Source organism: Promicromonospora sp. Marseille-Q5078, assembly GCF_050315395.1.
Classification (GTDB): Bacteria; Actinomycetota; Actinomycetes; order Actinomycetales; family Cellulomonadaceae; genus Isoptericola.
In genome coordinates this window covers 88,604-107,791 of the sequence record NZ_JBNPQG010000002.1, presented here as the reverse complement: position 1 = coordinate 107,791, position 19,188 = coordinate 88,604, and the positions used below count along the sequence as shown (strand labels likewise).

The window sequence follows — 19,188 nt, the reverse complement described above, 5'->3', positions numbered from 1 at the left end:
GGGTGCCCGGGCCAGGGGGTGTCGCCGTCCGTGAGGACGATGACGACGTGCGGGGCGGGGGTGGCGTCTTCGGCGGCGGTGATGCCCACGCGCATGTCGGTGCCGCCGCCGCCGCTGAGGCGGACGCTGGTGGCGGACCGCACGCGCTGGGCGGTGCCGGTGGCGGCGTCGCAGGACAGCAGGCGCAGGTGCTCGCGCGCGACGCCGGAGGATCGCAGCACGCCGGTCACCTCGCTCATGGCGGCGTCGAGGTCGGACTGGCTCATGGAGCCGGAGGTGTCCACGACGATGGACACGATGACCGAGGGGGCGCGCATGGCGGGCTTGATGATGCCGGGCACGGTGCGGCGCGAGGGGCGGGCGTAGGTGTAGTCGGCCCGGCCCGCACGGTCGGCCACGGCGCGGCGCACGGCGGCGCGCAGCAGGCGGTCCCATGCGACGGTGGGCGGGGCGAGGACGTCGGCAGCCCACCGGGTGAGTCCGGCAGGGACAGAGCCGCGTCCCTTGGCGTGCTGGGCTTCCTGCACGGCTTGGGCGACGCGGCGGCGCACGAGGTCGCCTTCGGCGGGGGTCAGGGGCGTGCCGGTGTCGTCGTCCAGTGCGACGTTCGCGGGCAGTTCGCCGGGCGCGGCCGGGCTCCCGGAGCCGGAGCCGCACCCGGGCGAGCCGTCGTCGGGCAGGTCGGGCGCGTTGCCGTCCGGGGGCACGAGGTGGGCGTAGTACGTCTCCGCGAGGTCGCCGTCCTGGCAGCCCAGCGCGCTCGGGGTGACGACCCCTTCGGGCAGCGGGACACCAGCGGCGAGCAGGTCGTCGTTGATTTCGGCGTCCCCGGCGAGGTTCCACGCGAGGTGGTTGCGGGGCGTGGCCAGGGTCTCGGCGCGCCCGGCGTGGTCGCGCAGCAGGTGGCCCGCTTCGTGCAGCAGCACCGCGCCCACCGTGGTGGAGTCCCACCGGTTCGGGCCGGTCAGCAGGTCGGGGTCCATGTACAGCCGCCAGGTTCCGTCCACGGCGAACGTGCCCAGCCCTGGTGCGGCGACCGGAGCGACGGCGAACAGCGCGTGCATGAAGTACGGGGCGTTCTCGGCGGCGACGAGGCGTCCGAGCCGGAAGGCTTCGAACTCGTCGCCGTCCAGGGGGCGGACCGGGGTGCTCATGCCGCCGCGCTCCCGGTCAGGCCTGCCGCCGCGAGCACGGGGGCGAACTTGTCCCGCACGGCGGCTGGGACGCGCGCGCTGGCCGGGCGGCAGGCGGCGAGCGGGCGGGCGGCGGCAGCGGAGACGTCGGGTGCGCCCGCCTCGGCTGCGGCGAGCAGCGGCCCCCATGCCTTGCGCCAGGCGTCCACGGACCCGGCGCTGGCAGCCCACCCGACGACGGCGGACAGCACGGCCCACACGCGGTCCGGGCGTCCGGTCCAGTCCACGATCGCCGGGTCCTCGATGACGGCGGCGGGGTCGGGCAAGTCGGCCTGGTCTACCCAGGTCAGGAACTCGACCCCGACGCCCTCCCCCACGAGACCGAACGCGAGCGCCTGCCGGGCGGCGGCGTCGTCGTCGCGCACGTTCGCCAGCGCCGTGGCCAGCATCGCCCACACGCGCCGCGAGGGCCACGGGCCGCCCGTGCTCGCGGCCGAGCGGGGGAAGGTGTGCAGGTGCTCAGGCTTGTGCCGGATGAAGCCGGTCACGAGCGCCTTGACGGTCTCCACACGGGTCGGGTCGGCGGTGATCGCCCGGGACGCCGGGGGCGCGGCCCAGCCGGTCGTCATGCCGTCGAGCCAGTCGTCCACCGAGGGGCGGAACTCGACGTGGCAGAACCGGTTGGCCAGCGGCGGGCTCATCTCCCACCCGTCAGCGGCCCGGTCGGGCGGGTTCGCCCCGGCGACCACCCGCACCCCGGTAGGCAGGGTCAGGTCCCCCACGGTCCGGTCGAGCGCGACGGCCAGCATCGCGGCCTGCACGGCGGGCGGGCACGTCGTCAGCTCGTCCAGGAACAGGTACCCGGCACCGGCAGCGGCCAGGTGCTGAGCCCACGCGGGCGGGGACAGCACCACGCCGCCATCCGACACAACCGGCAGCCCGGCGACGTCGGCGGGCTCGCGGATCGAACCGAGCACCGTCTCGCACGGCACACCTTCGGCGGCGGCCAGGCCCCGCACGAGGCTGGACTTACCCATGCCCGGGTCCGACAACAGCAGCACGGGCACAGCGGCACGCCCGCAGGCGTCGATCACGGTCACGGTCGTCGCGAGGTCGCTCATGGGTCTTGCTCCGCATCATCGAAAGGCGGCTGGTCAGGCCACCGGGTGGTTGGTACTGCCCACCGTTTCGCGTCAGATGGCTCGTAGCAAGGCCGCTCGACCCTCCCGAGGCACCCCATGCCGACCGTCCCGGCGTCGTGCTAGGCGCGTGAGGTTGGGCGGGGAGATCTGGAGGATCGCCTCGAAGAGGCGTTGGCCGGCAGCGGACATAGCCGAGGCCGTGGCCTGAGCGTGCCGGACGGCTTGCGCGCCCCTGGGTGCGGGAACGCCCCGCCCCCGGTGGTCGGGGTGGCGGGGCGCTCGACCGCCTTGGGGCATCGTGCGTGCCCGCCCGGGCGTCTCAGAGTTGCCGCTTGAGTACCTCGATCTTCTTCTCGATCAGCTCCACCTCTTCCAGGCTGGTCGCTATGGTCAGCTGCTTGAGCTGGTGCGCGATGTGGGATTCGACCTGCTCGTTGATCGCCATGCGTTTCTCCTGTCTCGTGGTCGACCAGGTGTCGACCGCAACCCCCCGACGCGGGGCCTACATGTACGGGTCCCAGCCTGTGTACGTGTCTCCGAGTGCGGACCACGCGTTCTCGAGGTCCGTCGCCTGCCAGCAGTCGCTGCCCTGGAAGCACGCCGTGTCCACCTCGCCACCGATGCCAGACACCTCGTCCGCGGCGGCCGCGGTCTCCTGCACGAGGTCGGCGATCTCCGCAGGGGGCTCCCCCATGTACGAGTCTGCTTCGGGCAGGGTCGCGTCCCAGAACGTCACCGACGCCACGTTCCCCAGGATGCCCATGCTGAACAGCAGGGTCTGGCAGGCGACGTCGCCACCGGTCGCGGTGTCGGCCGTGCAGTCGCCGTCATCCCACAGGGCCTGCATCTCGTCGTAGGCGTCGCTCTGCTTCTTGACGAGGGCCGCCCACGCTTCGGTCGTCGCCGCCGGGGTCGCGGTGACGGTCACGGTCGGGGCCGGTGCGGCGGCCTCCCCCGCACCAGAGCATGCGGTCAGAGCCAGGGCCAGGGGGGCGACTACCAGGGCCGCGCGTGTCCGACGGTTCACCTGCGCATCCTCGCGGCTCACGACCTCTCACCTCCACGCTCACGCGGGTGAAGTCCGGCGGCCGGGCCCGGAGTGCGTCCGTTCGTCGTTGGTCGTAGTGCACGAGGATCGGTGGTCCTATGCGTGCCGCACGAACCGCTTGAAGGTCCAGCGGCCGAGCATGCCTCCGACGAGCAGAGACCAGAAGCCGCGCCACACGACGTGGCCCCAGTCGGTGCGCTCTGGTGCTCGGATGCCTTCCACGGCGGGGATCTGCTGCGTCTGGTAGATCGGTTCGCCGCCCACGACGCCGCCGTGGTGGGAGCACGCCCCACGCTTGCCGATCGACGGAGACGGCCAGCCGTCCGCGCAGTGCCGCGGTTCGAAACCGACGAACGTCCGGACCAAGGTCGCAGCCTGAGGCTCCACGGTCCACTCGTTGTCGATCGTCGAACCATGCGCGGAAAAGAACAACGAGAAGGCGACGACGACCGTCGCGATGATGACTGCCCACACCCTTTCGCGGATCCTGCGCGCCTTCGGTGGGATGACAGGTGCGGCGTCCTCGGAGAACCAGATTGGCTCTGGTGGCGGCTTGAAGGGCCTCCTTCGTGCTGGCCGCGTATCGCTTGCCGGTGACGAGGAAGGCCGGGTGGGCAGTCGTTGCGACGGGCCGCTCGCCGTTGTCGGGGCGCAGGAGGTACATCGCACGCGGTGCAGGCCGGGGTCCCACATGGCCAGCGTGCCGATGGGCAGGATGCGCCCACACACGCGGCACGAGCCTGCGTACCGGAGCCGGATTCGCCGCTCCGTGGTCATCCGCTCGCGCATTGCTGGCCCGGAGTCGTGGTCGTTCATCTCCGGGCCGAGCGTAGTGAGTACGGGCGGCAGCGTTTGCACTGGTGAGGGGGTGAAATTCGCGCGATAGGCGGGCGCACAAAGGCCCCAGGGCGGTGATCTCCCCCGAGCCTTGGAGCGTGTGCTGGAGATCAGTCCTCGCCGCCGGCCATCTCCGTGCCGAGGGGCCCATCGGCGCTGACGCGGAGGCTGTCGGCGATGGTGGCGATGGCGGCCGGGACAATGCTGCGCGGCAGAGCGATGCTCAGCGCGTTCCACTCAACGTCGGTGAGCTCGCGCCGGGCCCAGGTGTCGGCCTGCTCGCGCGAGACGAGGCCGGCGCCGACATCGCGGCCGGGGTCGCCGTCGTAGACCGGTGCGTCGTTGAGGTTGATCCGCACGCGGCTTCCGTTGGGCGCGTCGACCTGCACGACGGGGACGCGGTCGCTCTCGCCGTGGAAGGCCATGACCTCGACCTGGTCGATCGCAATGGTCACGGAGATCTCGTGCACCTCGAGCTGCACGGTCAAGCCCTGGGCCTGGGCGGCGCTGACGACGTCGGGCTCTTCAGGGTCGATGTCGTATGCCTCGCGCAACGCGACCAGCGCGGCCTCGTGTGAGTCGTGGAGGGTGGTCGCGAGGTCGTTGTCGGGGTCACGGGTGGTCAGGGTCGTCAGCTGCATGGGTCGTCTCCGCGTCGTCTCGTGTTCGGTGGCCGGCCAGGCGCCGGAGGGCGCCGCGAGCGCCGTGGTGGGCTCGCGGCGCCGGCGGGTCAGGCGGCCTCGCGGACGGGGACGATGAGGGCGCGGAAACGGTCGCCGATGTGGGCGCGCACGGGGAGCGTGGGGTCCTGGAACTCGAACCGCACGGTGGCATCGTGGCGCTGGAGAACGGTGGCGCGCTTGCCGAGCTCGCCGTCCTTGTACGGGACCACCTTCGCCAGGCGGGCCAGAAGTGCGGGGTTGAACAGGACGTGGTCGACCTCGCCGGAAGCCTCGGCCCGGTCCCACAGGCGCGAGACCGCGGGGTACTCCCCCGCCACGCTCACGAACGTCCAGCTGCCGCCGTCGGGGTAGGTGAGCGTGACCTTCTCGTCCTCGACGCGCACTGCGGTGGGGTCACCGTTTTTGACGAGGGTCGCGACGTCGTCTCGACCCACCAGGAAGACGCTCCAGCCCTCGGGGTCGGGCGGCGTATCGCCTCCGAACGTCTGCTCCCCGATCATGAAGCGGTCCGTCGCGGTCGCGATGTTCACGTTCCGCTCCGAGTCCCACCGCACCTGCACTGCCTTGATCACGTCCCCGTCCAGCTTGGCGCGGGACATGAACAGCGCCGCCGACTGCACCGCGTGCGCGAAACCCTGCCACTGCGAGCTCATAAGTCCTCCCGGACCGGACTCTCGAGGCGGATGGTCAGTCCGCCGGTTGGTTGGTGCCTTCGACACTACCCACGGCCACCGACTTCCGGCAGAGGTCCAGGCCCCGTGACGGGCGGCATGGGGTGCCCGTCACGGGGCGGTGACGGGCTCTGTGCGGCGCGGGGGGTGCCCGCTAATCTCGGGCGATGAGGTACGAGACGAACGTCCCCGAGGGGCTCCACCTCGGGGACTCGGACACGGACCCTGGCGCGAAGTCGGGGCTGTTGTTCGACGCGAGCAACCGGCTGGTCGGGCAGGCGACGTGGCGACCCGTCGAGGACCCACCGCCGGTCGATGAGCCGTGGGCAGACTCGTTCGGGAACGCCCACGACACCCGCACACAGGAGCAGCGCGAAGCCGATGCGGAGCTAGCCGGCTGGATCGCCGAAATGGTGGTCACGCTGGCCATCACGGGAGCGATCGTTGCGGCTCCGCGCGTGAAGCGGTTCTGGAGCACGACCCTTGGTCCGAGGCTCAAGGCGCTGCGGGAGCGGTTGTCGTCGATCCGGCTGCCGCGGTTCACGGCCGAGGCGACGAGCACGAGCATCGCCCGGCAGTTGGAGGCTGTAGGCAAGGTCGTGAGCGACCAGCTCGCGGTCGTGGAGCCCGAACCTGCCCTGGCGATGACGAAGGCCGAGTGGGACGCGCGGGTGACGGCGATGCTCGCGGCGGAGGCGTTCCGCGACGAGCAGTTCGACATCCTGCGACGGGCCACCGTCGTCGACCCGAGGCTGATCGTCGTCGGCGATGACCCCAACGAGAGGCTGACACCTCGCGAATTCGCTGCCCACATGCAGCGCGCGCTGGACGCCACCCCCGCGGCTCTGCACGACAGCCTGTACATGGCCTTGCTCGACGCGGTCCACCAGGACGAGCCGACCAGCGAGCCGGCGAAGCGGATCGGTCCCGCAGAGCGCTAGTCGACGATGTGCCCGCCACGAGCCCCCGGGTCTTTGACGACCGGGGGCTCGTGGCGGGCACGGTTCACGCCCCTTGGCCGGGCTCGTAGGCGGCGCTCCAGAGGTGGTCGCTGCGCTCGCGCTGCGGGTCCCATTCGTTGACGTCGATCAGCAGGCGGCGTGGTCTGCAGTTGCCGTCTGCTGGTGTCGACAGGTCGTCCCTCAGCATGTCGGTGGCGTGGATGAACCGCGCCAGGAAGTCCGGGCTGTCGGTGTCGATGGTGATCTCGTAGGTTCGCAGCTCGCGGGCGGGCTCGTCGGCCCCATCCTTGCGGCGGGTAGCGATGACGCGTTCGAGCACGACGGCGCGGGCCCGGTCCAGCAGCGCAAGCAGCTCGGTGTTCGATCCTTCGATCACGACGTGCTGGCAGTTGCCCGGGTGCGTCAGGGTCAACGAAGCATCGTGGTCGACTGGGTCGACCCCGATCTCCTCATCAGTGCGGAACGCGACGGCGGTCTCCGCGGCTCCGATGCCGCAAACGCTGAAGGTCATCAGGGGTCACTCCCCTGCCCGCTGCGCGCCGACAGCACGGGCGATGTGCGGGTACTTGATCCGTTCGTCGACGGTCGAGTCCCAGGGCAGGTTGCCCCCGGCGGCACGGGCGTCCGTGCGGGCGATGACCGCACCGGCGATCGCTCGGGTGAGCGCGCCCTCCGCGGCGCGGTGGTCGGCCACTGCGCGATCGAGGTCTGCCCCGTCCTTGATCGCGCGACGACGGGCTGATCGCGCCTCCCGTGCGGCACCAACCGCGTCCCACATGGCTCGGGTGGCCTCGTCCGCGGCGGCGATGAGCTCCGCGATGGCGGGCGGCTCCCACGACTGGCCTGGTCTCAGGGCCGGGACGAGGCGAGTGCTGGTACGCGTCATGACGGAACGCTCCGCTCGGGTGATACCGAGAATCCGCTGGCCTGCACCTACGGGCGGAACCTGGGGGGCGCCGGGCACAGCTCGGGAGATCCACCAAGCACACCCTCCCGAGGGCCTTCTCCGGTCGTGTCGAACAAGGTCAGCCGCCTTCGGGTGAATGACGGTGTCCGCCTGACCCCACACAGGCAGAGCGGTCGTCGTCACGTCCGTGCGCTGTGGTTCGATCAGAACGTGACCGACATCGACCTCAGCCACCTGCCTACCGGCGCCCGCGGCTGGGCGGCGCTCGTCGCCTGGGTCACCACATCCGATGACCGCCTCGAGCGGTACTTCCTCGAGCTGAAGTCCGACGTCGACCTCACCACGAAGCGCGGTCGGCACAAGGTCGCGAAGTTCATCCTCGGCGCAGCGAACCGCGACCCAGCGAAGGCCGACTTCGGCGGCCACGCTGTCCTCTTGCTCGGCGTCGGTAACGGAACCGCGACCGGCATCGGACCGTTCGAGGCCCAGGACCTCGAACGCGAGGTGCAGAAGTTCACCGGCGCCAACGGCCCCGGCTGGGACTACGAGCACATCCCCGTCAACTCGGGCCGCGACGTCATCGCGATCGTCGTCGATCCTCCCACCGGACGGATCTGGCCGTGCCTGGCGGACGGCGAGGGCATGACGAACGGCGACATCTACCTCCGCGGCGATGGGAAGACCGAGAAGGCCACCGGCGCCGAAGTCCAGGCCATGTTCACACGCGCCGGCACGACCACCACCGCCAGCCTGCCGGACATCGCCGTCGAGTTCCTCGGCGAAGCGCTTGCTATCCGGGTGGACCGTGACCGGATCACCCGATGGGTGGAGGACACCGCCCAGGACTACCTCGACGACATGGACCCGCCCGCCCCGTCCTCCGGTTTCCCACTCGCGGGGCTTGCGGCTCCTGCCATCGTGGAGCGCCGCTCAAAGGGCGAGTTCCGCCGGGAGGTGCAACGCTGGCGCGAGTCCGCGCTCAGCGACCCAACGACCGGCGTCTATCAGATCGCCGCGCGCCAGGCTGTCGGACTCCGCCTGCGCGTCAAAAACCCGGTCAAGAGGCCGCTGCGCGACGTGCGCATCGACGTCGAGCTCGACGACCCCGCCCGCGCCCTCGACTGGGAGGCCCCCGACGAGGACAAGCCCTTGACTTTGTTCCCCGGTCGACCCGTCGACTGGGGACGTGACAGCTTCGCCTCCATCATCAGCGCGGGTATCGGCGACCGTTTCCTGCCCGTGCGCGACCGCCACGGCATCCTCCGCGTCACCCAGACCTCGCCCGCAAAGCTGTCGCTCTCGCTGGACCTTCTCCACGCGGAGGAGACCTTCCTGAGCGACGAGGATGAAGTCGTCCTCGTCGCCTACGTCGACGCCGAGACCGATCAGCCGATCACCGGTCGGTGGCGCCTGACCGCCGGTGACGTCCACGACGTGCTCAACGGCACTCTCAGCATCCCGGTCGACTACCGCGACTGGACCAAGGCGATTGCTCACCTCGCCGGCGACGCACCGCCTGACAGCTAGCGTCTACTCGTGAGTTCCCAAGGGAAGGCGTCGCGCATGTCCACCGTCGCGCGGAAGCCTCTGGCTCGATCCAGCAAGCCCGTGTTCTACGGTTCGCTGCGTCTCTCTCGATGGCCCTCGGGGCACGATCGAGCCCCGCGATCGCGCTGACTACGACCGGGATGTCAAAGATCTCATCGGGCCTGTCTGCCGAATCGGTACTCGCGCCTGGGTTCACTACGTCGTGTGCTTTAGGTCCATGCCGGCCCTTCCTTCGTCGTCAGCACCACGCGCGCGACGCGGACGACGTCGAGCGCCGCGACGGTGATGCCGTCGGGCACGGCGCGCACGGACGGGTCCACCCAGACGCCGGTGTCACGGCGCCAGGGCAGCAACTCGAGGGTCACGCCGTCGCGGGCGGCGTCGTCGCGCCAGGGCGTGAGGTCGACGTCCCAGTCGCGGCCGTGCCAGAAGTGGTCGCTGACGACCTCGTGGCGCCCGGCGTGGTTCACGAGGGCGCGGCCGACGTCGCCGGTCCAGGTGACGCGCAGGAGGGCGCGGTCGATGCCGGCGAGGGCGTCGGCGGGCACGTCGAGGTGCACGCGCGCGGCGCCGGAGAAGTCCGTCGGCGCGCTGAGCCGGCCCATCGGGCCGCCCGTGGTGGGCTCCGGCGGGGCTGGGGCCGTCGGGTGCAGGTCGGTCGCGACGCGGCGGGCCCCGGCGCCCGGGACGGACAACGTCCACGAGGCCCAGAGCGCGCCCTCGGCCAGGCCGGGCACGACGTCAGCGCCGTCGCCCGACGCTGTCAGGGCCGCCGGCGCGGGCAGCAGCGACACCGTGGCCGTCGGGTGCTCCGTGTGCACGACGATCGCGCCGCCCGCCGCGTGGACCGGGACGTCCGAGAGCACCAGACGCTCGCGCCCGAAGACGTCGAGCCGGTACAGGCGGTTCGCGGACGCCTCGTCGAGCACGAGGACGTCGACCTCCCCGGACGACCCGCGCAGGCCCACGACCGTGCCGGGCCCGGGCTGCGCGGTCAGGTCGAGGACGGTCGCGCTGTCCTCGGCGCGCGCCTCCACCGGGCCGATCGCGGCGACGTCGCCCTCCAGCACGAGCTCGACTGGCACGCCGTCGGTCGCAACGAGCACGACGACCTCGCGGCCGGTCCCGCCGTCGATCCGCGTGAGCAGGTGCGCCGTCGCGCTGCGCAGCACCAGCCCGTCGGTGAGCGGGTACCGCACCGGCCACGCGACCGACACGCCGGCCGGCAGGTCCACCGGGCGTGAGGGCACGACGACGGTCGCGTCGTCCAGCTCGACCACCAGCTGCACGCCCGGCTGCGCCGGCAGGGGGCGGCGCGCGGGCTGATACGTGGTGGCGAAGACGTAGCCGCGCTCCCCGTCCGAGCGCACCGCCCAGCGCAGCTCCGTGGTGTCGTCGCTGCCGCCGCCCACCGTCGATGTCATCGCCGCCAGCGCTGCGCCGTCGGCCTGGAGCCACAGGTGCTGACGGCGCAGCAGGTGGTGGTGCCCACGGACCTGGCCGTGCTCGCCCACCGGCGCGCCGAAGTCGTAGGTGCGGGCGGGCACGTCGTTCGGGTACCCGGTGGCGTGCGACTCCTGCTCGGTGCCATGCGGGCCCGTGCGCTGGGTGCCGCCCGCGTACATGTAGTACCCCTGCCAGACCGAGCCGCTGCCGATCTTCGCCAGCGCCAGCGCGGCCACGTCCTGCGGCGTCACCAGGGGGCGCCGGTGGTAGGCCACGTGCATCCCGCCCCCGAGCTCGCACGTCGCATACGGCAGGGTGTCGTCGTCCGACGCCACGCCCGGCTCCGGGCCGTCGTCGAGCACGATCCCGTCGAGCGCCTCGCGCAGGTCCGCGCCCACCGACAGGTCGTCGCGCACCGTGCTGTACCGGAAGTGCACCGGCGAGAACGCCGGCCACTCGACGTCGGTGCCCTCCCAGAACCCGTCCGCGTACGCGCTGTACACCGGCAGCAGCGTGGCGGGCACCTCCGCGCCGCCCCAGCCCGTCGCGGTCCAGACCGGCACCCGTAGCCCCGCCTCCTCGGCGATCGTGCGCAGCGTGGCCAGGTGCTCGGGCTGGTCGTACAGCTCGTTCTCGATCTGCGCACCGATTACCGGCCCGCCCTCGGCGAGCGTCAGCCCGGCCAGCTGCGCCACCGTCTGCCCGTAGAACCCCCGCACCAGCTCCAGGTAGGCCGGGTCGTTCGTCCGGGTGGCGACCCCGCGCTCGATCAGCCAGTCCGGGAACCCGCCGTACCGCGCCTCCCCGTGCGCCCACGGGCCCATCCGCACCACCACGCCGAGCCCGTGGCGCCCCGCGAGCTCGACGAACGCCCGCAGGTCGAGGTTTCCGTCCCAGCGGAACTCTCCCGGCGCCGGCTCGTGCGCCTGCCAGAACACGTACGTCGCCACCGAGTCCAGCCCGCCCGCTTTCGCGTGCCCCAGCACCTCCGACCACCGCTCGCGCGGGATCCGCGAGTAGTGCACCTCCCCCGTCACCGGGAACCAGGGGCTCCCCGCTCGCTCGAGGCACCGGTTCGTCACCTCTACACGACCGGCGGCACCGACTGGGTCACCCAGCTCCAGGTGGTCGCGGCGCGGCGGGGACAGGCGGGCGACGCGAATGCGACGCGTGACAGCGCGAGAGCTCGCCAGTGCGTCAGACATCCTTCTCTCCTCCGAGTGTCGTAGGGCGGGGACTATGAAACGCGGGCGCTGCGGCATGGGGGCTTCGCGGCCAGTGCTCGTCGGCGGGAGGAGACTCCCCACTGAGGGTGAGGTAGAGACGATCGATGCGCAGCCGTGCCTTGCGGGCAAGGACCGACAGGGTGTGCCCGCCTGCCGTCATGGCCAGGTCGCTGATCTCCACCCAGACCCATGCCTGCACCGTCCCGAAGCTGAACATGTTGCCGCCGCTGAACTGCTCATCGAGGGGTTGCGGGGTCCCGTCGAGGGCGAGGACGAACGAGTCGTCGTCGGCGCCGTCGAACTTGACGAGCGCCCAGACGCGGTAGGTGCCAGGCCTCTGGACGTGGACCGCGACGTGGAGCCCGGGTGCGGTCGCCGGGTCCTCCCACCTTCGGCCTACCGCGTCGACGTGCAGCGCGAGGCCGGTGCCTCCGCCGGTCTCGGCCTGGGTGTGCGTCCACAAGGCGGCGGGTTCGTCGGTGCTCGGGGTGAGCCACCCGTCGGCGGTGCCGAGCAGCGCCCGCTCGGCGTCGATCGCCAGCACGCCGTCACGTTCGCGGACTGGGCCGGAAGGCATTCCTTTCAGGACGTCCTTGGTCCCGTCGGGGCGGATGCCGGGTCGCGCCGGGCCGAGGCGGTCCTGCGCGGTAGTGGGATTGAGACCGAACACAGTGTCGCCATCCCAGTAGGTGCGGGGCACGTGGATGACCCGCGGCAGGGGTAGGGCGTCGGGGTCGACCCGGTAGAGCTCGCGGCAGACCCGCTCGGGCGTCGCGGTGTCGTGCGCATCCGGCGCGGGGTCGGTCACCTCGAGGCCAGGAGCCGCGGACGTCCGGCTCGACGGCGGCCCGAGCGCCGTACGCTTCGGCGATGTCGTGTAGACGACCAGGCGGGTGAGCGCGACGTCCTCGTCGATCGCCTGCAGGCGCAGCGTGTGATGACCGGGCTCAGCCCAGGGCAAGCGCACGGTCAGCCGCTCCACACCCTCGACCACGGCGTCTGTCCAGGTGCCGAGGTACTCGTCCGTGATCGGGGACTCGACGACAACCGCGGGCCGATCGTCCATCCCGACGGCGAGCCGGAGGCGGCCGGTCGAGTTGAGGGTCGGGACGCGGTGCAGCTCGAGCAGGTGTGCGCCGCCGGTGTACAGGTGGACGTCGTACTCCACCACGGCGCCCTCGCCCTCGGGCCGGTCCGTGTCCTCCTGCGGCGAGGTCCGGCAGGTCTCGAGGAGGCTGCCCCCTCCGCGCCCGAGCCGGGCGACCTCGACCCAGGTCGCGCCCCCGGCGTCCTGACGCGCCGAGGTCGCGACGGTAGGGATGGAGATGTAGCCGTCGGCCTCGAGGTGACGGACGCGCGTGGGGTCGACCTCGAGCACGACGGGAGCCTCGACCCTCACATCGACCTCCACGGTGGTGCCGTCGGTGGGGCTGTGAACCGTGAGCCGGCCACGACGTCCCGCCCCGTCGTGCTTCTCGTCGGGGAGCCGGATCTCGATGCGCCGCTCGGTCGTGACCCGGCCGGCCGCCGAGGAAACTTCAATCCACGGATCGGCGGTGATGGTGTAGTCGATCGCGCCGGAGCCGGTGTTGAACACCTCGATCCACTTGGTGCGGGTGCCGTGCGCCGCGAACGTCAGCTCCGGATGCTCCGCAGGGGTCTCTTCGCCCCACGTGACGACGCCGAGGCCGGGCTGCCCGAGGGTGAGCGCCGGGCGGGCGGCCGGGTACTGGGCCGTGGCCGGTGGCGGGAAGTCGTCGGGGGTCATGATCGACTCCCAGCGCCCGTCGGCCATGACCGTGTTGTAGTGGGCGATGAGTGCGCGGCGCAGCGCGTCGAAGCGCCGCGACACGGCCAGCCAGTGGTCGGCCGCTGGGAGCTTGCCCTGCTCGTGGGCGAGGGTGCTGCGGTCGGCGAAGTTGAACTGGGCGTTGGTCAGGTAGGCGGCGTGGACCTTGAACGCGACGAGCTGCATAAAGGCGTCACGTTCGGCCTCCGGCAGTGTGGTCATGACGTCGTTGACGTCGTCGTACAGGCGGCGCAGGTGTGCGAGCCGTCGTGCGCCCTCGTCGCCGTAGGCGGTCTGGGAGAACACCCGGGAGGTGAGCTGCTCGACCTTGCGCACGTCGTTGAGCTGGGCGAAGTCCTGCAGGATCTCTGCGACGCGTGGGCCGTGGCCGCCGCTGAAGTTCCGGTCGACCCAGTCGGCGAGGAACGCTGTGGGGTCGCTGGTGGTGGTCTCCTTGCCGGCCTCCCAGGCCAGGCGGAGGAACAGCTCGATGTCCTGCTCGAGGGGCTTGAGTGGTCCGACGTTGTCCACCCACAGCGTGCGGATCCCGCGGTCCCACGCCTTGCGCAGCTCGTTGCGCATCTGTGCCGGCGGGGTGGAGGAGATCCACAGGTAGCTGCGCGACGGCGGCGACCAGTAGGACGAGTGGTAGTACAGGCCGTGCCCGCCGGGGCGGCGCAGCTCGTCCTCGTCGGGGAACCGGCGCACGTGCCCGTAGCTGTCGTCGGACCACACGAGGGTGATGTCCTCGGGCAGGTCCAGGCCGTCCGCGTACAGCGGTAGGACCTCCTTGTAGGGCACGAAGATCTGCGGCGCCTGGTCGGCGCGCTCCTGGCCGAGCTCCTGGGCCAGGAGGCGGCGCTGGTCGGCGATCACCTGGCCGAGCAGCTCCACCCGGGCGCGGTGCTTCTGCTCCGCGCTGAGGGTGTCGTCCTCGTCGATGGCGCGGGTGTGGAACCCGGAGTCGTGGATGCCTCGCATCCCGAGTGTCCAGGTGACCTCGTAGTCGTGGTTCTGCTTGATGCTGTCGCGCCAGTACTCGTGCAGCGCGTCGCGGTTGGCCCCTGGGATGGAGTAGTCGTACTCGACGTGCTGGCCGCCGCGCGCTTCGAGCCACGGCTGCCACTCGTGCTGGTTGCTGCGCAGCAGCATGTCGCAGTGGCTGGTGCCGATGATGATGCCCATCTCGTGCGCGAGGCGCCCGTTGCCGGGGTCGGCGTTGAACGCGTTGACGTGCATGGCCGGCCACAGATAGTTGCCCTTGAGGCGCAGCAGCAGCTCGCAGACTCGCTCGTAGGTCTGCGGACCGATGGTGCCGTCGGTGGTGTGCCGACGGGCCCAGGCGTCCAGCTCCTCCTCGTCGTTCAGGAACACCCCGCGGTACCGCACCGAGGGGTGGTCGGCAACGCTCGTCCCCGGCCGCACCGTGACGTGCGTGCGCTGCTTGACGGGAACGTCGGCCCACCACGACCAGGGCGAGACCCCCATGCGCTCGCACAGGTCGTAGACCCCGAAGATCGCCCCGCGCATGTCCGCCCCGACGATCCACAACCGGCCCTCGGCCTCCTGCAGCAGGTAGCCCTCCCAGAGCGGGCGGCCGTCCTGGCCGTGCAGGGCGGACACGTCGAGCACGCCGTTCTGGACGGCCTGCCGGACGAGCTCGCTGCCCTCGAGGGTCCCGACGACGATCTGAGCCTCGCCCGATCCCGTCGTGATCGCGGCCGCGGCGCCGCACACCCTCGTCAGGTCCTGCGCGAGGTCACGGACCGCTCGGCGCAGCGCGAACGGCTCCGCGCCCGAGACGGCGATCCGCGTCGTGGCTCCGGCGCTGGCGAGGACCACCCCGGTGGTGGGGTCGTCGCAGAGATAGGGCATGGGTGGAGGAACCTCACTGCTGGGTCGTGCGGTCGTGGACGTGGGTTCGGCGCGCCGGACCGGTGCTCGGCCGGAGCGGGTCAGCCGACGCTCAGGTGGTGGCTGCCGCCGGCGCTGATCGGGACGACCTGCGCCGCGGCGTCCGGGGCGGCCGGCGGGAGGGTCACGGTTCCGGTGGTGCCCTCGGGGACGGTGATCTCGAGGTCGAGGCGTCCGTCGACCACGGTCCAGGAGACGTCGATCGGTCCGCGCGGCGTGGGCACGCGGCCGCGGGCCCAGGCGAGGTCGCCGGGCTGGGGAGCGATGCTCCACGTCGCATATCCCGGGGAGGTGGGCGTGACCCCGAGCACGGAGGCGGACAGGGCTGTGGTGGCTCCGGCGGCCCAGCCGTGGGCCAGGCTGGTCTTGGCGCCGAAGCCGGGCGCGCCGTCGGTGCCCACGAGCTCCCAGGCCGTACCGACCGCGTGTTGCTCGTCGGTGGCCATGTGACCCCACAGGCGGCGCATCAGGTTGAGGGCGCGGGCGGTCTCCCCTGCGCTGAACAGGGCCCGCAGGTGCATGTCGCCGACGTACGGGCTCACCTGCGGCCAGAACCCGGTGTCCACGCTGAAGGGCGACGGGCCGAACGGCGTCTGCGGGAGAGCCTCCTCGAGTGCGTCGAGCACCGCGGTGGCCTCACCCTCGGGCGGCAGTCCGGCGAGCACTGCCAGGCAGTTGCCGTCCAGGGCGATGGCGTCCGGTCGGGCGTCGGACAGCCGGTAGAGGTGCCGCCGCGGGTCGTACAGGTGGGTGTTGATGGCCGATCGCAGGGCATCGGCCTGGCGGCGCAGGTCGATGGCCTCCGCCGGCTGGTCGACTGCGTCGGCCAGAGTCGCGGCGGCGTGCAGCATCTGGTGGTAGGCCGCGTTGTAGGCCGTCACCGCCCCGGTCTTCGGCCCGTCGTACCAGTCCCAGTCCAGCCCGTTCACGTCATCGGTGACGACCAGGCCGCGCTCGTCGAGCAGGGTCCGGCACCAGGCGAGCATCCGATGGGTCCAGTCCGACTGCTCGGCCGCGAGGGTGGTCTCGCCGGTGTAGAGGTGGTGCAGGGCGAGGTTGACCAGCTGGTGCATGGAGTAGACGGCCGAGTAGGTCTGCCCGTGCTGGGGCCAGGTGGCCGGCGGCAGGACGGGAGGGACCCGGGCGGCGGACTGGCCGGTGGGCTCCTGGTAACCGTTGAGCAGCTCGATGGAGCCGCGCACGTACTCCTCGGCGGCGGTCGTGTAGAAGACGTTGGGGATCTGCACCAGCAGGTCGCCGCTCCACACGGTGCGGTCGCGCTTGCCGCCGTCGAGGATGACCGGCAGCGGGTCGGGGTGGCGGACGGCGTCCCCGCTGAACGCGTCGAGGGCGGCGGCCTCGTCGAGCGTGTCCTCGAACAAGGTGGTGCCGTCGGACGCGGTGACGACGAGGTTGCGGAACCCGGCCTGCTCGACGGGGGTCTTGAAGCCCCACGCCTGGTGGAACCCGACGGACCCGGAGGCCCGTTGCGGAACCCCGGCCGGGAGGTGGGTCGCGTCGAGGGTGCTCACCACGGCGCCGTCGATCTCGACGGTGATGCGGTGGCCCTGCGCCGTGGTGCGTACGGTGTGCCAGTCCCCGTCGGTCGGGTCGAGGAGGGCCTCGGTGAGCCGGACGCTGCCGAGCGGCGTGTAGCGGCGGGTGTTGTCCTGCGGGCGATCTTCGTGCCCGTCGTCGACGGCGAACTGGTCGAGGCGGGCGGGCCGGTCGGGTCCGTCGGCGGCGTGCAGGACGAACAGGTACCCGGTTCGTCCCTCGTCGGAGGCCCGCACGATCCATCCGGCCCTCTGGTCGATCAGCTGAGTCTGGAACGTCACGTCGACGTCGGCCCAGTCCTGCCCGTCGGTGAGCACCGCGACGTTGCCGCCGCGGGCGAGCAGCGAGCCCTCGCGGACCGACCACGGCACGGGCAGGGTGCACGCAGGCAACTGGTTGATCTGCACGGTATAGGCACCGTCGAACCAGATCCGGTTGAGCAGGTCGTCACTGCAGACGAACCACCCCTGGTAATCCTCGGCAGTGGCGCGGTAGGCGGCAAAACGCATGCCGACGTCGCCGATGACGAGCGTGCCGGGGGTGGTCAGGGTGATGCGCTGGTAGCGCTGGCCGCCCTGGACCAGCCCGGAGCTGAGGGTCCCGGGCGCCTCGACCTCGAAGGTCTCGGTGCGGTCGTGGTTGCCGGTGTCGTTGTGGCTGCCCTCGAGGTCGCCGTCGACGCCGGTCCATGCGGCGCTCTCGCTGTAGGAGAGGAGCAGGTTCGGCGCGCCGTCGACGTCGGACACGTTCAGCCAGGGGATGCCGGCGATGTTGCGCCCGTAGTCGAGGACGACGCTCGGTGCGGTGTCGCCCTCGCGGTAGGTGAGCGTGAGCGGTCCGGCACCGCCCACGAGGTCAGCGATCCCGGCGACCTCGCCGTCGTGGGCGTGCACGGCAACCGGCCGGACGTCCGGTGCGGTGAGGCTGGGGACGTAGTGCCGCCAGTCGACGTCTGCGGGGACTCGGCCCGGCGCCAGGTCGGCCGGGTGGGGTGAAGAAAGCACAGCGTCCTCTCGGATCGAGCCGTGGTCCCGCCTGTGGCGGGACCACGGCCAGGGGTCAGCCCGCGTTGAACGCGGCGTCCATCTTCGACAGCAGCTCGTCGACGGTGATCGAGTCGTTCATCAGGCCCTGCACGCCGTCGGTCACCTCGGGCTGGATCGTCGTGCTGGTCCACAGGCGGTCGGGCCAGGTGCTGACCGTCCCCGCCTCGACGTTCTTCTGCACGAGGGCGCTGACCTGGTCGTCCTGCTGCTGGTCACCCGGCATCGCGGCCGCGTCGCCGAAGCCCTCGGCGAATGCGATCTGCCCCTCCGGGGTCGCCATGAAGTCGAGGAACTGCAGGGCAAGCTCGGAGTCCGCGGACTTGGCGTTCAGCGCAAGGCCGTCGCCCGAGGTCGACAGGTAGGTCTCCGCGGGGTCGTCGGTAGCGGGGAACGGCGCGTAGGTCAGCTCGAGGTCGGATGCGCCGCCGGTAGCGATGGTGTTCACCTCGCTGGAGACGTTGACGGTCCCGAGCGTCTCGCCGGAGCGGATCGCGTCCTGGACCTGCGCGTAGGGGGTGCCGTTGGGGCTCTTGTTGAAGCAGCCGGCGTCGCGCATGTCGACCATCTGCTGGTAGGCCTGCTTCCAGCCCGAGTCGCTGAACGTGGTCTTGCCGGCGATCTGGTCGTCGACAAAGTTCGGGTCGGAGTACACCAGCGAGGCCGTGAGGGCGTAGGGGTACATCGAGGTGGTCCACGTGTCCGCGAGGCCGAGGCCGTAGGCGACGTGTCCGGCGTCGGACGCGTCGGCGCAGAACTGCAGCACCTCGTCCCAGGTGGTGGGGATGCTGAGCCCGAGCTCGTCGATCGCGCCCTGGTTGTAGATGCCGGCGATCGAGGAGATCACCGTCGGGACGGCCATGAGCTTGCCGTCGTCCAACGAGAGCTGGTCGCGAGACGAGTCCGGGACGTCTGCGGCCCAGTCCCGGTCGGAGAGGTCCGCGTAGAAGCCACGCTCCCCGCCGACCTTGGCGCTGATCGGGTTGCCGCCACCGCCGGAGATCTCGAGGATGTCCGGCGCGTTGCCCCCGGCCAGCTGCGCGCCGACCACGCCCCGGTAGTCCTGGGCGTACACCTTCACCTCGATGTCGGCGTCGGGGTTCTCCTTCTTGAAGGCGTCGACGGCGGCCTGGACGGCCGGTTCGTGGCTGGTGGCGATCGTGAGGGTGTCCGACGAGCCGGCCGGGCTTCCCGTCGAGCAGGCGGCGAGGGTGCCGCCAAGGAGGGCCGTGGCGGCTGACGCCGCCACGAGGCGGAGCAGTGTCTTCGATGACATCGTCAT

General features: G+C 71.5%; 15 protein-coding genes. 2 read left to right on the top strand and 13 right to left on the bottom strand.

The features are described 5' to 3' along the window. The 7 genes from ACQFYA_RS21320 to ACQFYA_RS21290 all read right to left on the bottom strand — a co-directional run. Positions 1-1,154: vWA domain-containing protein (locus tag ACQFYA_RS21320; protein WP_499127887.1), on the bottom strand; the 1,154-nt coding region annotated here is incomplete at its 3' end. Then, positions 1,151-2,254 (bottom strand): AAA family ATPase, encoded by a 1,104-nt coding sequence (locus ACQFYA_RS21315; RefSeq protein WP_499127885.1) that lies wholly within the window; start codon positions 2,252-2,254, stop codon positions 1,151-1,153. The genes ACQFYA_RS21320 and ACQFYA_RS21315, both read right to left, overlap by 4 nt. A gap of 340 nt (positions 2,255-2,594) precedes the next feature. After that, a complete protein-coding gene (locus ACQFYA_RS21310) occupies positions 2,595-2,720 on the bottom strand; it encodes a hypothetical protein (protein WP_499127883.1) in 126 nt (41 codons plus the stop codon). 57 nt (positions 2,721-2,777) lie between these two features. Then, a complete protein-coding gene (locus ACQFYA_RS21305; RefSeq protein WP_499127880.1) occupies positions 2,778-3,203 on the bottom strand; it encodes a hypothetical protein in 426 nt (141 codons plus the stop codon). Between the two features lie 216 nt (positions 3,204-3,419). Then, positions 3,420-4,139: a DUF3761 domain-containing protein gene (locus tag ACQFYA_RS21300; RefSeq protein WP_499127878.1), complete on the bottom strand. Its 720-nt coding sequence runs from the start codon at positions 4,137-4,139 to the stop codon at positions 3,420-3,422. A 131-nt stretch (positions 4,140-4,270) separates the two neighbouring features. Then, complete coding sequence (locus ACQFYA_RS21295; RefSeq protein WP_499127876.1) at positions 4,271-4,801, bottom strand: hypothetical protein; 531 nt, start codon at positions 4,799-4,801, stop codon at positions 4,271-4,273. Between the two features lie 89 nt (positions 4,802-4,890). Then, complete coding sequence (locus ACQFYA_RS21290; protein ID WP_499127874.1) at positions 4,891-5,496, bottom strand: hypothetical protein; 606 nt, start codon at positions 5,494-5,496, stop codon at positions 4,891-4,893. A 185-nt stretch (positions 5,497-5,681) separates the two neighbouring features. Here ACQFYA_RS21290 and ACQFYA_RS21285 point away from each other — a divergent pair, with 185 nt between their 5' ends. Continuing rightward, positions 5,682-6,455: a hypothetical protein gene (locus ACQFYA_RS21285; RefSeq protein WP_499127872.1), complete on the top strand. Its 774-nt coding sequence runs from the start codon at positions 5,682-5,684 to the stop codon at positions 6,453-6,455. A 64-nt stretch (positions 6,456-6,519) separates the two neighbouring features. Here ACQFYA_RS21285 and ACQFYA_RS21280 read toward each other — a convergent pair whose 3' ends face one another. Both ACQFYA_RS21280 and ACQFYA_RS21275 read right to left on the bottom strand, forming a co-directional pair. Further along, complete coding sequence (locus ACQFYA_RS21280; protein ID WP_499127870.1) at positions 6,520-6,987, bottom strand: hypothetical protein; 468 nt, start codon at positions 6,985-6,987, stop codon at positions 6,520-6,522. Positions 6,988-6,993: 6 nt separating this feature from the next. Then, positions 6,994-7,362 (bottom strand): hypothetical protein, encoded by a 369-nt coding sequence (locus ACQFYA_RS21275; RefSeq protein WP_499127869.1) that lies wholly within the window; start codon positions 7,360-7,362, stop codon positions 6,994-6,996. 231 nt (positions 7,363-7,593) lie between these two features. Here ACQFYA_RS21275 and ACQFYA_RS21270 point away from each other — a divergent pair, with 231 nt between their 5' ends. Next, positions 7,594-8,910, top strand: coding sequence for a hypothetical protein (locus ACQFYA_RS21270; RefSeq protein ID WP_499127868.1), 1,317 nt, complete (start codon positions 7,594-7,596; stop codon positions 8,908-8,910). Between the two features lie 230 nt (positions 8,911-9,140). On the opposite strand, the gene ACQFYA_RS21265 is transcribed toward ACQFYA_RS21270, so the two are convergent. The 4 genes from ACQFYA_RS21265 to ACQFYA_RS21250 all read right to left on the bottom strand — a co-directional run bounded on the left by ACQFYA_RS21265 (position 9,141) and on the right by ACQFYA_RS21250 (position 19,182). Next, positions 9,141-11,459, bottom strand: coding sequence for a beta-galactosidase (locus ACQFYA_RS21265; protein WP_499127866.1), 2,319 nt, complete (start codon positions 11,457-11,459; stop codon positions 9,141-9,143). 115 nt (positions 11,460-11,574) lie between these two features. Further along, positions 11,575-15,267 carry a glycosyl hydrolase 115 family protein gene (locus ACQFYA_RS21260; protein WP_499127865.1) on the bottom strand — a complete coding sequence of 1,231 codons (3,693 nt, stop codon included), beginning with the start codon at positions 15,265-15,267 and terminating at the stop codon, positions 11,575-11,577. An 80-nt stretch (positions 15,268-15,347) separates the two neighbouring features. After that, on the bottom strand, positions 15,348-17,867 hold the full coding sequence (locus ACQFYA_RS21255) for an alpha-L-rhamnosidase C-terminal domain-containing protein (RefSeq protein WP_499127864.1): 2,520 nt from the start codon (positions 17,865-17,867) through the stop codon (positions 15,348-15,350). Between the two features lie 55 nt (positions 17,868-17,922). Beyond that, entirely contained in the window at positions 17,923-19,182 is a 1,260-nt protein-coding gene (locus ACQFYA_RS21250; protein ID WP_499127862.1) for an ABC transporter substrate-binding protein, read from the bottom strand. Positions 19,183-19,188 lie beyond the last annotated feature (6 nt).